This is a genomic window from Pseudoalteromonas sp. SS15 (assembly GCF_049257195.1).
Taxonomy (GTDB): Bacteria; Pseudomonadota; Gammaproteobacteria; order Enterobacterales; family Alteromonadaceae; genus Pseudoalteromonas.
Genome location: NZ_JBMMUD010000004.1, coordinates 134617 through 149716, shown reverse-complemented (window position 1 = coordinate 149716; position 15100 = coordinate 134617). Strand labels below are relative to the sequence as shown.

General features: G+C 41.5%; 12 protein-coding genes. 7 read left to right on the top strand and 5 right to left on the bottom strand.

Annotation, left to right across the window (positions count from 1 at the left end; translation table 11 throughout):
• Window positions 1-2 precede the first annotated feature (2 nt).
• Window positions 3-2435, bottom strand: coding sequence for a M1 family metallopeptidase (locus AAEU28_RS09990; RefSeq protein ID WP_421963979.1), 2433 nt, complete (start codon window positions 2433-2435; stop codon window positions 3-5).
• Between the two features lie 450 nt (window positions 2436-2885).
• On the opposite strand from AAEU28_RS09990, the gene AAEU28_RS09985 reads away from it, so the two are divergent.
• From AAEU28_RS09985 to AAEU28_RS09970, 4 genes are read left to right on the top strand one after another with little or no spacing between them, the layout of a single operon-like run.
• On the top strand, window positions 2886-3125 hold the full coding sequence (locus AAEU28_RS09985) for a hypothetical protein (RefSeq protein WP_138479289.1): 240 nt from the start codon (window positions 2886-2888) through the stop codon (window positions 3123-3125).
• 54 nt (window positions 3126-3179) lie between these two features.
• Complete coding sequence (gene sbcD, locus AAEU28_RS09980; protein ID WP_421963978.1) at window positions 3180-4394, top strand: exonuclease subunit SbcD; 1215 nt, start codon at window positions 3180-3182, stop codon at window positions 4392-4394.
• Complete coding sequence (locus AAEU28_RS09975; RefSeq protein WP_421963977.1) at window positions 4391-8047, top strand: SbcC/MukB-like Walker B domain-containing protein; 3657 nt, start codon at window positions 4391-4393, stop codon at window positions 8045-8047. Before sbcD ends, AAEU28_RS09975 begins: the two co-directional genes overlap by 4 nt.
• A 1-nt stretch (window position 8048) precedes the next feature.
• Entirely contained in the window at window positions 8049-8717 is a 669-nt protein-coding gene (locus AAEU28_RS09970; RefSeq protein ID WP_421963976.1) for a class I SAM-dependent methyltransferase, read from the top strand.
• Window position 8718: 1 nt separating this feature from the next.
• Here AAEU28_RS09970 and AAEU28_RS09965 read toward each other — a convergent pair whose 3' ends face one another.
• A complete protein-coding gene (locus AAEU28_RS09965) occupies window positions 8719-9258 on the bottom strand; it encodes a DUF6942 family protein (protein ID WP_421963975.1) in 540 nt (179 codons plus the stop codon).
• On the bottom strand, window positions 9255-9707 hold the full coding sequence (locus tag AAEU28_RS09960; RefSeq protein ID WP_390443362.1) for a YaiI/YqxD family protein: 453 nt from the start codon (window positions 9705-9707) through the stop codon (window positions 9255-9257). The genes AAEU28_RS09965 and AAEU28_RS09960 overlap by 4 nt, the downstream gene beginning before the upstream one ends.
• A gap of 768 nt (window positions 9708-10475) precedes the next feature.
• On the opposite strand from AAEU28_RS09960, the gene AAEU28_RS09955 reads away from it, so the two are divergent.
• The 3 genes from AAEU28_RS09955 (at window position 10476) to yeiP (ending at window position 12217) form a co-directional block, all read left to right on the top strand.
• On the top strand, window positions 10476-11042 hold the full coding sequence (locus AAEU28_RS09955; RefSeq protein WP_421963974.1) for a uracil-DNA glycosylase family protein: 567 nt from the start codon (window positions 10476-10478) through the stop codon (window positions 11040-11042).
• Between the two features lie 106 nt (window positions 11043-11148).
• Window positions 11149-11502 carry a hypothetical protein gene (locus AAEU28_RS09950; protein ID WP_421963973.1) on the top strand — a complete coding sequence of 118 codons (354 nt, stop codon included), beginning with the start codon at window positions 11149-11151 and terminating at the stop codon, window positions 11500-11502.
• A 142-nt stretch (window positions 11503-11644) separates the two neighbouring features.
• Window positions 11645-12217, top strand: a complete 573-nt coding sequence (yeiP, locus tag AAEU28_RS09945; protein ID WP_058031736.1) for an elongation factor P-like protein YeiP — start codon at window positions 11645-11647, stop codon at window positions 12215-12217.
• A 278-nt stretch (window positions 12218-12495) separates the two neighbouring features.
• On the opposite strand, the gene AAEU28_RS09940 is transcribed toward yeiP, so the two are convergent.
• Window positions 12496-13236: a 5-oxoprolinase subunit PxpA gene (locus tag AAEU28_RS09940; protein WP_421963972.1), complete on the bottom strand. Its 741-nt coding sequence runs from the start codon at window positions 13234-13236 to the stop codon at window positions 12496-12498.
• A gap of 11 nt (window positions 13237-13247) precedes the next feature.
• On the bottom strand, window positions 13248-15044 hold the full coding sequence (locus AAEU28_RS09935) for a glycoside hydrolase family 3 protein (protein WP_421964194.1): 1797 nt from the start codon (window positions 15042-15044) through the stop codon (window positions 13248-13250).
• Between the last annotated feature and the right edge of the window lie 56 nt (window positions 15045-15100).

Genomic DNA, 15100 nt, shown 5'->3' with positions numbered 1-15100 from the left:
GATTAATCCTTCTTCTCTTTTTCGTCTTTGTCATCTTTTTTCAACTCAGTTTTGATGTCATGCATGATATCACGACGCACTTTGGCTGAGCTCTTCTTACGTTTATACACTTCTAAGCGTGAAGGAATGATTTGACGCGGGTAATGGTTATTTTCAATGTCGACATCGGCAGTTTCCCAGCGAGGGTCAACTACAATAGACTTTAACGGCTTGTCTTTGTCTGTGATGATTAACTTACTCACTTTGTTCGGGCTACGACGCCAAATCTCAGCCGGTAGCATACGCTCTTCAGTCGAACCGTCTTGATACGTCAGCTCTAGAATGATTGGCATCACTAAGCCACCTAGGTTGCTAAACTCCATGACATAATAGTTTTTGTCTTCTTCAACCGCTCTATCTAGGGCTTTACGCTCCCAAGGTTTAAGCTTTTTCAAGAAGCTCTGATACGCATTTCGCTCTTTGTTCGTTACCGTAAAGCGATCATTGTCATCGTAGAAGTCTGACACGTCTTTGTTTTTATCAATCCAAAGCTCGCGGCCTTCTTCTTGGTTACGCTTGTTGAACAGTGACATAGGCTTGCTCTGCTCGAACTCACGTAAACGTGCATAGTCAATGTCTGGGTTCTTAGTATCAATACGTAACTGATAAACCTTGTCTAGCGAGATATCAACATGGTCAGTAGTATAGAACCAGCCACGCCAGAACCAGTCTAAATCGACACCTGATGCTTCTTCCATGGTTCTAAAGAAATCAGCAGGGGTTGGACGTTTGTATTTCCAACGCTGCGCATACTCTTTAAAAGCAAAGTCGAACAATTCACGGCCTAGAATCACCTCACGCAGAATATTCAGTGCCGCTGCTGGTTTAGTATATGCATTTGGACCTAAATTCAATACGCTGTCTGACTGCGTCATAATCGGCACTTGGTTTTGAGACTTCATGTAAGGCACGATGTCACGCGGCTCTACGCCCCAAGGAATGTTTGGATCCCATTCACGGCCAGCGACACCATCTAAGAAGCTGTTAAGGCCTTCATCCATCCAAGTCCATTGACGCTCATCTGAGTTAACGATCATTGGGAAGTAAATATGACCAATTTCGTGGATCACAACGCCAATCAAGAAACGCTTCTCGGCTTGTGAGTAAGTGCGTGAGCCATCATCTCTTAGTTCTGTACGCGGACCATTGAAGGTGATCATTGGGTATTCCATACCGCCTACAGGGCCGTTCACTGACTGAGCAACAGGATATGGGTAATCAAATGAGAAGCGAGAGTACACTTCCATGGTGTGGATCACAGACTCAGTTGAGTATTTTTTCCAAAGATCACCGCCCTCTTTCGGGAAGAAAGACATCGCCATCACAAGTGGCTGCTCTTTACCGCCTTGTTGATAGCCTTTGGCATCCCACATAAACTTACGAGAGGATGCCCATGCAAAATCGCGTACATTTTCAGCTTTGAAATGCCAAGTTTTGGTTTTGTCTGTGCCTGCTTTTTCGTTTTCAATCGCTTCTTCTTCAGTCACAACAAACACAGGGCGTTTTGCAGTTTCTGCTTCTTTCAAACGCTTTAGTTGTGTTTTTGTCAGAACTTTTTTAGCGTTCTTCAGCTCACCTGTCGATGAAACAATGTGGTCTGCTGGTACGGTGATCTCTACATCATAATCACCAAACTCTAGTGTAAACTCACCACGACCTAAAAATGCTTTGTTTGTCCAAGCTTCATAGTCAGTAAAAGCGGTAAGACGCGGGAACCACTGCGCCAGTAAGAAAATATCGTTGCCATCTTCTTCGAAGTGTTCATAGCCCGAGCGCGCGCCAACCGCATCTTCTTCAACAATGTTAAAGGCAAAATCAAGGCTGAATTCTGTCGACTTGCCTGGTTTTAATGGCTCGTTTAAGTCGATACGCATCATAGTATCGACAATCGTGACTTTAAGTGGCTTGCCGTCTTCGTCTTTGACATCACTGATCACAAAGCCCAGTTCAGTGTCATCCATGAATTGTTGGCGACGAAGCTGGTTTAAGCTAATTTTTGCCGGTTTTGCTGCGGGGTTACTTTGCAGGCTATTTTTAAACGTAGCGCTTCGCTCAGCAAGTGAGTCTTGCTTAAAAATATTTTGGTCTAGTTGCATCCAAAGATATTTAAGCGTGTAAGGTGAGTTGTTTTTGTATTCGATACTCTGCTCAGCGGTTAAACGGCGCTGTTTTTCGTCTAATACAACGTCAATGTCGTAATCGACTTTTTGTTGCCAGTAACGCTCACCAGGTTCACCTGCTGCGTTACGGTAGACGTTTGGTGTTGGCAGTACTTCGTCCAGTTGACGAAATTTATCTACAAAGTTGCCTTTGGTTTGCTCAACAGCACTGGCAACCGCCAAGCTCGATGCCATAAGCGGTATACACAGTGACAAGGCACTGGTTATTTTTTTCATTATGTTTTCCTACACTACCCAAGATGTGGTTGTTCAGCACTTATTCTATGTAAGTTTGTGAACGAAAGAATGTTTTGCATTTGCATCACAAATTGAGCGTCGCAAAAGCATAAAGAAAATGCAATTAAATTGAGATAAAGTAACGTTTTAATGTTTTTTAGTGACTTTTTGTGCGGTTTGTTCCACTAAAGTACAAGTTCGAAATTCATCGATATCAACGAAAATATAAGCAGAAAACAACAGCAGCTAATTCATCTTACGTTTATTTTGGTGGTTTATGCTGAGTATTAACAAATTTGATCAAAAAACCTTAGTTTGACTGTTGATATTTACTGCGAATTGTCTTTAAATTCGCGCTCTTTGATTTTTGAGCAAATAGTTACGTTAAAAAGTTGGCGTTAGTTTTGCTCTGTATAGTGTACCCGTTTACAGTAAAATGTGGTGAGCAATATGGATTTCTACATCCTGAAAAAGCAAGACAAGCTGGTGGCTATTCCAGCTGATGAACAAAATTGCAAACAGTATTTAGAAGATGGCTACTTTTATGTTGATAAAGTTGCCGCTTGTAACGAAAAATCAGCACTAGAAGTGTTGCAAAGCAAACAAACAAAAGTGTTTAAAACACCGGTTTTGTTGTTTTTACTGGCTTTGCCTGTTATTGCCTTTATTTGGTGGCAAATTACCCGTTAAACAAATACTTAAAGCAGTGGTATAGTAGCGCTTCAATGCGAAAGGGAGCGCTACATGAAAGTATTACACACCTCTGATTGGCACTTAGGTCAACAGTTTTACGAACATCACCGAGTTCAAGAGCATCAGCATTTTCTTGATTGGTTGGTGACAACATTACAACAACAGGCGATTGACTTATTGCTTGTTGCCGGTGATATCTATCATACAGCAACCCCTCCCTCTTCTGCTGAGCAACAGCTTTACCAATTTATAAAGCAAGCCAAACAGGCATGTCCTGAATTACATATTGTTATTATTGCCGGTAACCATGATTCAGCGAATCGCATTGAGACTGCAAAACCTCTTTTAAAGCAATTTGACACCCATGTTATTGGCCGATATGACAAAGCAGATCCTGCAACTTGCTTAGTGAATATTGAAACTGAAAAGGGTCAGGCGCAAGTGGTTGCTATGCCCTTTTTACGCCCTGCTGATGTCACGCTCGATACACAAAATGATAAAGCCTATCAGCAAGGTGTGGTGCAGGCTTACCAGTCAGTGGTTGAACTGTGTGAAGAGAGCACCGCACCTATTATTGTTATGGGCCACCTGCACGCCAAAGGCGGTACCATTAGTGAAGACTCTGAGCGAAATATAAGCATCGGCGGTTTTGATGCGGTAACAGCTGAGGTGTTTACCGACAAGGCTGATTATGTTGCGCTCGGTCATCTTCACAAAGCCCAAGTGGTAGCAAAATGCGACGCAAAGCGATATTGCGGTACGCCTATGCCGATGTCATTTTCAGAAAGAAATTATCAACACCAAGTACTCGTGTGTGAATTTAATGGAAAAGCATGCGTGAGCGTAAACCCCCTTTACACACCAAGGCTTAGAGAGCTGATAGTACTTCCTGAAAAAGGAGGGGCGGATATTGATTCACTTTGTAATGAAATCGAACAACTAGATTTAACGTCGCACGAAGCAAGCCCTTATCTTCGCTTACGACTCAATGCCAGCGAGACCGATAGTCAGTTTAGGGAGAAGATTTCATTAAGCCTAAAAGACAAAGACGTTTTGTTTTGTGGTATTGAACGCGTTCAAGATGTGCAAAAGCATGACGATGAAGTGATTTTTCAAGATTTAGGTCAAGTCGAGAAATTAAACCCACTCGATTTGCTAGATATGGTTTTTAAGCAGCAGGTCGATTCAGAGCAGGACTTACCCACAAATTTAGCTGATTGTTTAGCTGAGGTATTAAATGACATGGAAGAGGAACAAAACGCGTGAAATTACTTAAAATAACAATCACAAATTTAGCTTCCATTACCCACGCTGATATTGATTTTGAAAAAGCGCCCTTAGAGCAAGCTGGATTATTTGCTATCACGGGTGACACAGGCGCAGGTAAAAGTACTTTATTAGATGCCATTTGTTTAGCCCTCTATGCAAAAACAGCACGTTTAAAAAATGATTTAAAAAACACAGTGTCGTTCAATGGTGACGACATTAAATTAAACGACCCAAGAAACTTACTTCGTAGAGGCTGTGCTGAAGGCTCTGCAGAGGTGACTTTTTTAGGTCAAGATGGTGAGCGTTATTTAGCAAAATGGTCTGTTGCCCGAGCGCGTAAAAAAGTCACAGGTAAACTCAAGACACCAGAGCACGAGATTATTCGCCTCAGTGATGAAACCTTATTGGCCCATAAAAGCGCGGCGGTTAAAACCGTCGAGCAATTAATCGGTCTTAGCTTTGATCAATTTACCCGGACCGTCTTACTTGCTCAGCATGAGTTTGCCGCATTTTTAAAAGCAAGTAGTGATGAACGCGCGCAACTTTTAGAGTGTTTGACTGCGACCGATAAATTCAGTCGTATTGGTCAGCTGATCTTTGAAAAACATAAAGAGAAGAAAGCAGAGCTAGAGCGGTTAAAAGATAGCTTAAGTGCCTATGTGTTATTAACCGATGAGCAACTTGAGCAATTAACCCTTGAGGCACAAAATCACCAACAGCAGTTAGATGAATTAAGAGCGCAGCAAGCTCAGCACAAGTCGTCATTGCAATGGCTAGCAGAGTCAGCCCAATTGCGAACTCAATTAGTGCAAACAGAGCAGGCTATTCAAGAAACAGAAGCGAAACTGACAGAAAAAGCACATAGTTATAATGAAGCAGAGCAAGCACAAGCCGCTTTTGAGATTGCCGATAATCGTCAGCAATGGACGGTGACAAAAAACAATTTAAGTGCATTAGAGTTAAAGCAAAGCGAGCTTAAAACAAAAGACTTTGCTGAGCAAATCCAGCAAGCACAAGACGCGTCGAATAAGGCGTCTGATGCGTTACAACAAACCGAAGTCTATGTTTCAGAGCAGCAAAGTGTTCTGCTTGAGGTCAGGCAACTTGATACTAAAATCGCGAATGCTGACTCAGTATTACAGCAGGTCTTAAAGCAACAGAGTGAGGTTAAGCAACAGCAGGCTAAGCTTTCAATAGAACAGCAAAATACCAATACGCAATTACAGCAAGTACAACAACAGAGCAATGAGCTAGAGTCGTTATTAACCGCAAATAACAGCTTACAAAACACAACTGAAAACTGGTCCCACCTCAAAGGCTTGTTAGATGACATCATAGATAAACAGTCTCAGTCTCAGCGTGCGAGCGCTTCATTGCAACATGCGCAAAAGCAGCATCAAGAAAACGCCCAACAAGCAGAGCCGCTCAAGTCTGGGTTATCACAATTACAATCACAATTGATTTCGGGGCAAGCGTCAATTGATGTACTCCAGCAGCAAGTTGAACAGTTAAACATCGATGATTTGCAATCAGCGGCTCAGCGGCTGCAACACGTGATTGCTTTGATGAAGAATATTTCAGACATCAGTGCGGAGCAGTTACAACAACAATCTTCAATGGCAAGTAACTTCCAAAAGAAACAAGCCATTGAAGTGCAAATGGCAGATACAGAGCAGCAAAAAGAGCTAAGTAAGCAACGGGTACAAGTGACTCGGGATAGCTTAACGCAAGTTCAACTTCGTGCTAGCGAGCGCATCAGCGCATTACGTGCAGAACTAAAGCCAGGTCATGAATGTATGGTCTGTGGCTCAAAAGAGCATCCCTACGCGGTTGACCATATTGATAGCCATTGGGCAAACTTACTAAATGACTTTGCCACTCAACATAAACAGGCTGAGCAAGCTTACGAACAAGCGATGCAACGTAGCCAAGTTCATTTAACTGAATTTGAAAAAGTGAACGCAAGATATCAAGAAAGCAAACTGCAACATCAGCGTTTAATGAGCAAAGCATCTGACCTGCAAGGGCAACTTGAAGAATTTAGCGAATACCAAGGTTGGTCGCTGCAGCAATGTTTAGATCATCAACAAACGCTTCTACAGCAGCAACAGCACTTCACAGGTCTTCAGTCGCAATTGCAAAAAGCGTGGCACACTCAACAAGAACAGCAAAAGTTGTTTGAGCAACAACAAGCGCAGTTAAATGCCATCACACAGCAAGCCACTGAGCTTTCTCATCAGATTGAACAACAGCAAAATATACTTACTCAACTTTCGCAAGAAATAAACCGTGCGCAACAACAAGCGTGTGATTATTATGCCGATGAAACATGGTGGGCGCAGTTTGAAAATGCCCCACAAGATGCTTTGGCCTCTTTAACAAAAGCGGTTGATGAGTTTAAAAATAATAAAGAGAAACTCGCTCAGCTTCAGCAGTCTCAACAAGCATTAACGCTGCAGCTGAATCATTTACAAGAATCAGCTGTGAATGTTTCAGAGCAGTTAAGAGGCATTAACAGCACAGTTGAAAATGCGCGCTCAGAGAAGTTGAGCTTTGAGCAAGCAAGATTTGAGCGTTTACCACAAGAGATCAGCGCTGATGAATGGCAAGAAAAGTGTCAGGCACAATTAAAAGCAAGGCAACATGATTTAAATGCTTGCTCTGAACAATTGAAGCAGATCTTGCAAGCTGAAAAAGATAAAGAAAAAGATCTGACCAATATAGCTGAGCAGATCGAGATTTTACTAACTCAAAAAGCCGCACTTGAGTCGCGCTTTGAACAATGGCTTAATGAAAAGTCACAGATCTATGCTGACTTGAATGAAGAGCGAGTTTCTTACTTACTGGCGCTTCCAAAAGCGGACATTCAGCAAACCTTGACTGAGTTTAAACAGTTGTCGCACGGCAAAGTAGAGCTATCAGGCAAGTTAAGTCATTTAAAAGAGAGCTTGAATACGCATTTAGCGAAAGCGCTGACCGAGCTAACTGAGCAACAAATTAATGAGCAGTTAGTAATTTTAGAGTCTAAGTTTCAACAAACGCAACAATACTGGCTGAGTGTGAACACGCAGCTTGAACAACATCACAAAAATGTCGAAAAACTGGCAACTGAACAGCAAAAGCTCAATACGCTTCAGGCTAAGTATGAACATTGGCACTTGCTTGATAAATTACTCGGTGATGCCACGGGTAAAAAGCTGCGTAATATTGCGCAAACTCAGACATTAAAGATTTTACTGCAATATGCCAACCAACATTTAGCGAGTTTGTCTAAGCGATATCGCCTGACTGTGATTGGTCACTCTTTGAATATTGCTATCATTGATAAAGATATGGCCGATGAGCAGCGCTCCGTGAATACGCTTTCTGGTGGTGAATCTTTCTTAGTTTCTCTGGCTTTGGCGCTAGGGCTGGCTTCACTTTCTTCTAACAAAGTAAATATTGGTTCGCTATTCATTGATGAAGGCTTTGGCACGTTAGATCCTGAAACCTTGAGTGTGGCGCTAGATGCTTTAGATGCTCTGCAAGCACAGGGTAGAAAAGTGGGCGTGATCTCACATGTAAGTGAAATGTCAGAACGCGTTGCCACGCAAGTACAAGTTAAAAAACAGCCCGGCGGTTATTCGAACGTATTAATAAAAGGTGCTTAATATGCCTGATTTTAAAGGTGAGCAAGCCACTCATTATGACGAAAGGATCATTCGGCTCGTACCCGGCTACGAGCTACTGCATGGTTTGACGGCTGCACAATTAAAAGTGCTGTTTCCTGATGAAGCGACAATCCTAATTGTCGGAGCGGGCACAGGTAAAGAGGTTATAGAATTAGCTAAGCTCAATTCTACATGGTCTTTTATTGTGCAAGATGTTTCTGCTGACATGCTCGCAATCGCAGATCAAAATTTTACTAACTTGGGCCTAAGTCACAGGGTAAAAATACAATGTGGTGAGTTAACGTCTCTAACTGAGCGTGTTGATTGTGCCCTATGTTTGCTAGTTCTACATTTCTTAGAAGATAACGGTGCAAAGAAAACGCTTTTAAATCAAATTAATAGTGTTTTAAAACCAAGATCGCCTTTATTTCTTGTTGACCTTATGAAGCCAGAAACCCAGTTTGAACGAGAGGCGCAGTTAGTATTTTGTCGTACTCTGGGCTTAACAGAAATAGGCGAGACTCGTATGCGGCACAACTTAGAACATGAGTTTTATCCACTTGATCGAATGCGTTTAAGTGAACTACTCGATGAATGTGGGTTCAACGCCCCCCACCCTTTCTTTAAGGCGCTTGGTTTTACTGGGGTAAGTTGCAATAAGCGCACTTAGTTTAAGCACTCGTGCGTTCTAACTCAGTTAAGAGCTCTACCAGCCGAGTTATCTTTATATTACTTAATTGCCTGTAGTCTAAATACGGACAGATCACTAAATTACTAACTTTGTCGATAGCGAACTCCTCATCTATCCATACCAAAGAGTTAGTAAAAATGTGATCTCTGAGTAATTTCTTGGCATATGTTCTGCCTGCAATAACATGAAATTTATAATTTTTTTCAGAGAAGTTTGGTGGACTAAAGAGCAGTGCCTCTTGGCTATGCCTTTGTAGCAGTACTTTATCTCGGTAGTCTTGCCAACGCTTAAAGTTAGTAAAATGATGATCTCGGTGCTGCCACTCAGCCAAGATTTTTGCATAAACATTGAAAACTTTACGCCAGCCATTACCACATGCTTGGTTTATAGCATTGATCTCACCTGTGCTAAGTTCTTGTACTGATTGAAGATTGTGGTATTCAGATATGCTGGGCGGGTTTTCAACATAGATTGCGATTAAGCCCTCTTCTACTCCTAATCCTTGAGTTGATAATTTCATGATCTGTGTTGTGCTAGCAGGCTATCAAGTGCGTTGGCGAAGGTTTGCTTATCGGTGCTGTTTAATTTTGCTGGTCCCCCTGACATTTCTACACCACTGCTTCGCATAGTATCCATAAAATCCCGCATATTAAGGATTTGCTTGATATTGTTCTCAGTAAACTTTTCGCCTCTTGGGCTCAATGCAAAAGCGCCCTCCTCTAGTACTTCCGCAGCAAGTGGAATATCAGAAGTGATAACCAAATCGTCCTTCTTAACTCTTTTTACAATCTCATTATCAGCAATATCAAAGCCTTTGCTCACTTGGAGCAAGTTCACATATTGTGTGACAGGGACGCGCATACTATGATTTGCGACCAATGTTGTGTGTGTTTTAGTGCGCTCAGCTGCGCGGAAAAGTATTTCTTTGATAACTGCTGGACATGCGTCCGCATCGACCCAAATATGCATAAATAAACTCTGAGTTAGTAAAAATTTGGTGTGAGTGATGATGATACCAATAAAACCTAAATCAGCAAGTGTAAACCCCCTTTACACTTAGATTGAATATAGCTTATGAGCCTCAATGTCATCGTACTTTCATAGAAACTCTTAAAATAGCAAAGGGTTTTTCTGCCCATGAAAGTTATTGAGATCATATTTTTACTAACTAAAATGGCGTTAAGCTAAATGATACTTTATAAAGATCAGTTTTTTACCAACTGGTTTTGTGACAGATCACGATTTTACTTACTGAGCCCCTTTAATTAATTCCAAGATCATATTTTTACTAACTAAAAGTCTTTTTAATTATTCATTTAAGACTTCTAGATCATGTTTATACTAACTTGATGACTTATTAGTTTTAGAAAGATCATAATTTTACTAACTAGCTTAGTAAAATTATGATCCAAAAAGAGTTATCAATGCCTAAATGTTAATAACTTTTTCATATAGAAGATGTTTTGTCAGAAAGTGGTAGGCGTTGTCGTATAGCTAACGCTTAAGTTGATAAAATCGTGATCTGTATGGCCCAATAAAATAGCGGGTTGTTATAAATAGGATTAAAGTAACTAGATTGGTAAGGGAAAGAGTTGAAGGTATTTAGCAAATATCCATTTAAAATATTTCTTTATTACTGTTAGCTCATGAGCCTGCGTTTTTAAAAAAATTTATTGCCCTTAATTCAGATTTACTTAGTAAAATAATGATCTGAACATAAATTACCAGCATGAGAATATGAATTTAATTGACCAAATTACGGCGTGTCGACTTTGCGACGAAGCACTTCCCTTTGGTGCTCGACCTGTCATTCAAGCTTCACCAGTTGCTAAAATTCTGATCTCAGGGCAAGCCCCAAGTCTGAGAGTTCATCAAACGGGTAAGCTGTTTAACGATCAAAGTGGCGAAACCCTTAGAGATTGGCTGGGAGTAACCGAAGCACAGTTTTATGATCCGGACTTATTTGCCATTGTGCCGATGGCGTTTTGTTATCCTGGTAAAGGAAAAAGTGGTGATCTACCCCCTCCGAAGCTATGTGCACAAACTTGGCGCCAGCCACTAAAGGGTTACTTTAAGCAGATACAATTACACATATTAGTTGGTCAGTATTCACAGCGTTATTATTGTAACAATTTTAAGTCAGTGACCCAGCTGGTGCAGCAATGGCCCTCTATGCTACCAAAGCGAATTGCTTTGCCTCATCCAAGCCCAAGGAATCAGCCATGGCGTGCTAAAAACCCTTGGTTCGAACAAGCGTTAATACCTGAGTTAAAAGCACAAATAAAAAAGTTAATCGCTGGTTAAAGTTATTTTAACGAAAAGGCGTTGTTTTTTTAGATAAGTCAATACATACTTACTTGGCATTACGCATGATTACAAATATTAACAAGTACATTCTCAAGGATAGAATATGCTCAACAAGGTTACTGGCTGGTGTGCTGTTTTATTATCACTGATGGCCTTTTACCCTAGCAATATGACAGGTGGTTTGTCGTGTATTGGCTTCTATATAAGCTTGTTCGCAATGTTTATAGGGGCTTATGCAAGCAGTTCAGGCAAATATGTCTACTTCAATTTAGTATTTCTTTTTTCACTGATCAATATTTTCGTTATCAATGACGGTACGAATGTATTTTTGTTCTCACAGCAAAATGACTGGATTTATGTGTTATCTATGTACGGTATTTTTGCAGTCGTGAGTGTTGTTTGTTTTGGTCTACTCAGAAAAGAAACACTGCTAGCGCAATTAGACGCAGTTAATTAGCCTACTTTAATAAGTTGGTTATTCAATTAGCCAACTTACTTCCCTCGTTTCTTCCTTTTACATATCTCTTGCCTTCTGTACTTGGCGTTTTAATGACTTCATGGTAGTTTTTGGCAAATTTATTTTCAAAGAGATAAAAGTCATGCCTAAGGCAAGTGAAATAAAAAAACATAATGCCATTGATTACAACGGTCGCGTAATGATTGTACGTGATATCGAGCGTTCGGTACCTCAAGGTCGTGCTGGCGGTAGTTTATACCGTATGCGTATGTACGATGTTGTAACAGGCGGCAAAGTTGACGAAACGTTCAAAGCTGAAGAAATGTTAAATCTGGCTGATTTAGTACGTCGCCCGGTTATGCTGTCTTATATCGACGGTGAAGAACACGTGTTTATGGATGAAGAAGATTACACGCCATATAACATCAATACGTCTTCAATTGCTGAGCAAGTACTATTTATTAACGAAGAAACAAAAGGCTTACAGGCAGTTTTAGTTGAAGGCTCGCCGGTTTCTATCGACTTACCATCAAGCGTAGAACTAGTAATTGAAGACACATCACCTTCAATTAAAGGCGCTTCAGCAAGTGCACGTACAAAGCCTGCCACGCTAACGACTGGTTTAATTGTTCAAGTACCAGAGCATATTTCTACAGGTGATAAAATCAAAATTAACACTGATGAGAAAAAATTCATGGGTCGTGCTGATAGCTAACCTATGTTCAAGCTGTGGTTTTGAGTTTTAAACCGCGGCTTTTATCCTTCCTACTTTTTAACCTTTCTCTTTCTTGATTAAAAACGTTCATAATATTGATCGATATTGCTAGGCTGCTGACATTAAGCCAATTGGTTGTAGACTATCCGGTATTTTATGCTTCTAGAGTCGAGCTAGCAATCACAACACGCAGCGCTTAAAGCTTTAGCTTAATTGAAAAAGTCAGATCATATTTTTACTAGGTAAAATTTTGATCTGGCTTTTTTGTGTCTGAACAGTTATTTCAGCATCTCTTTATCAATCAATTGCTTAATTTCTTTCACTAAGGCAATACTGGCTTCGTTATCTCCATGTACACATAAAGTATCTGCTTTTAGTGCGAGCGTGCTTCCTGAGCCCGTTGTGACTGTGCCTTGAGTCAACAACTGCTGGACTTGTGCCATTAAGGCAGGCTTGTCATGTACCGCATTCGGCTCAGTTCTAGGGGTTAAACGCCCTTCGTTGGTATATAAGCGATCCGCAAATGCTTCAAACAACAATGGTAGGTTATATTTTTCAGCCATAGCCAAGTGCGACGCTTGCTCGTTGGTCGCCAGTAGCATTAACTTTAGCGGCTTGGCATAGCTACCTACAGCCTGCATAACAGTCTCTAAAATGCTGTTATCGGCCATCATATCGTTATACAGTGCACCATGTGGCTTTACATAGCTAATTGATAAACCATGAACTTGTGACATGCCATCTAAAGCTGCAATTTGATAGTGCAAACAATTTACTAACTCATCATGACTGAGCTTCATAGAGCGGCGACCAAAACCTTGTTTGTCGGGATAGCTTGGGTGAGCACCAATTTGAACATTATGTTGTTTAGCAAGCGTGAGGGTTTGAGCCATCACATCCGGGTCGCCAGCGTGGAAGCCACAAGCAATATTTGCTAAATCAATTACTTGCATGGCGTGGCTATCTAACCCCATTTGCCATGCGCCAAAGCTTTCACCTAAATCGCAATTTAATAACATGTTTGCTTCCTTTAAATACTAACAGGGAGTTGGCCTTCAGGCTTTTCTAAGCCCAAAATCACTTTAGCGAGCGCAGTAAACGCAGGGCCAGAGATCACATTTTTACTAACTACATCGACATTGTAGGCATAACTGGCCAAAACTGCTTGTGCGTATGGTGCATAAGCCGGGATCTCATAGGGCGCGCGAAGGCTAATAAATAGCGTTGGCTTTTCAGCAAGTTTTGCCTGCTTAAGCAGCGCTAGTAATGCTTTTGGCTGTTCATTACGTTTGAGCTTAAAACTGTCAAGGGCCTTTACATCATCCATACCACCAATCTCCACTGCACTTTGTTGTGGGCTGGCATGGGCGGCGATGATCAGGTCTGAGTTAGTAATATTTTGATCTGCTTGTTTTGGATCAAATCCTTGCAAGCTACTGCACGTAATATGTAACACTCGCTTGCTTAAAGAAAGTAAGGCTTGCTCAAGAGCATGGCATTTTTGCGTATCAGGCATGACCAAATGAATGTGTTTATGTTTGGCTTGAATAGGCAGCAGGCCTTGGTTTTTTACTTGAGTAATAGCTGCAACAGCGAGTTCACTTTCAAGTTGTCGGTGACTTGGGTTCCCTAATGTCGCTTTAGCAATGGCGGCAGAGCGGGGCGCTTGGTTTGCTAAAAATTGTTGTTTGAGTGAAATAATACGCTGTGCCGATTGTGCTATTTCAGATTTATTTAACTCACCTAAGGCGACCGCCGCATTCAGTGCACTCATTAGTTCATCGAGCTTTTGAATATCGTCAGGGGTACGAATGGCAATCGGCATTAGGGCAATATCAACCCCTGCTTTAAAAGTTTCAATCACCGCGGATGTTGGGGAAAAAAAGTGGCTGATCCCCGCCATATCGAGTGCATCGGTCACCGTCACACCTTGGTAGTTGAGCTTTTCTCGTAGCAAGTCATGCATAATTTTACGCGACAATGTAGCCGGTTTAACCATGACCTCACCTTGTTTATTCACAAAGGTGCTGTTATCGAGCGCAGGATATTGAATATGCGCCGTCATGATCATGCCCGGTTCGTGTTTATCAATAATGTATTTAAAAGGCGCCAGCTCAACTTGTTCAATACGTTTTAAATCATGTTTAACAAGTGGCAAACCTGTGTGGCTATCGACCGACGTATCACCGTGACCCGGAAAATGTTTAAGCGCTGAAATAACATTTTGCGCTTCAAATGCTTCTACCTGCGCGGCGCCCATTTTGGCAACTTCGAGTGGGTTCTCTGAGAAAGAACGAACGTTGATCACTGGATTATCTGCGTTGTTATTCACATCAACGGTTGGCGCAAAGTTTACATTAATACCAAGGCTGTTTAGCTCTTTACCAATGGCGGTGGCAACTAACTTTGCATAGTGCGTACCGTGTTTATGGTAAGTGGCTCCTATGCTCATATTACCCGTAAAAGAAGTTGCCTCAGCGCGGTTGATACGGGCTACACGGCCACCTTCTTGGTCAATCGATATAAACAACGGCTGTGGATGTTTAGCTTGTTTTGCTGCAGTCTGTAAATCATTAGTGAGTGTTACGATCTGCGTAGTGTCAGGCACGTTCTCGGCAAATAAGATCACGCCACCAATGTGGTGTTTAGCAATCAAATCGGCAAGTGCTGTAGGCAACTCGGTCATGCCTTGTCTACAGGCTTTTGACTCGCCATTTTCGCAGTAATAACGAAAATCTAGCATCAACTTTTGACCAAGTTGTGCTTCTAAAGGTAGTTCAGAGGCATGATTGAGCGTTTTCGTTGCACCGCTGGCGCTGATTGTCATGGCGATCACCATCCCGATATGTTTAAAAAATTGCGTCACAGGCTACCTAAATTATC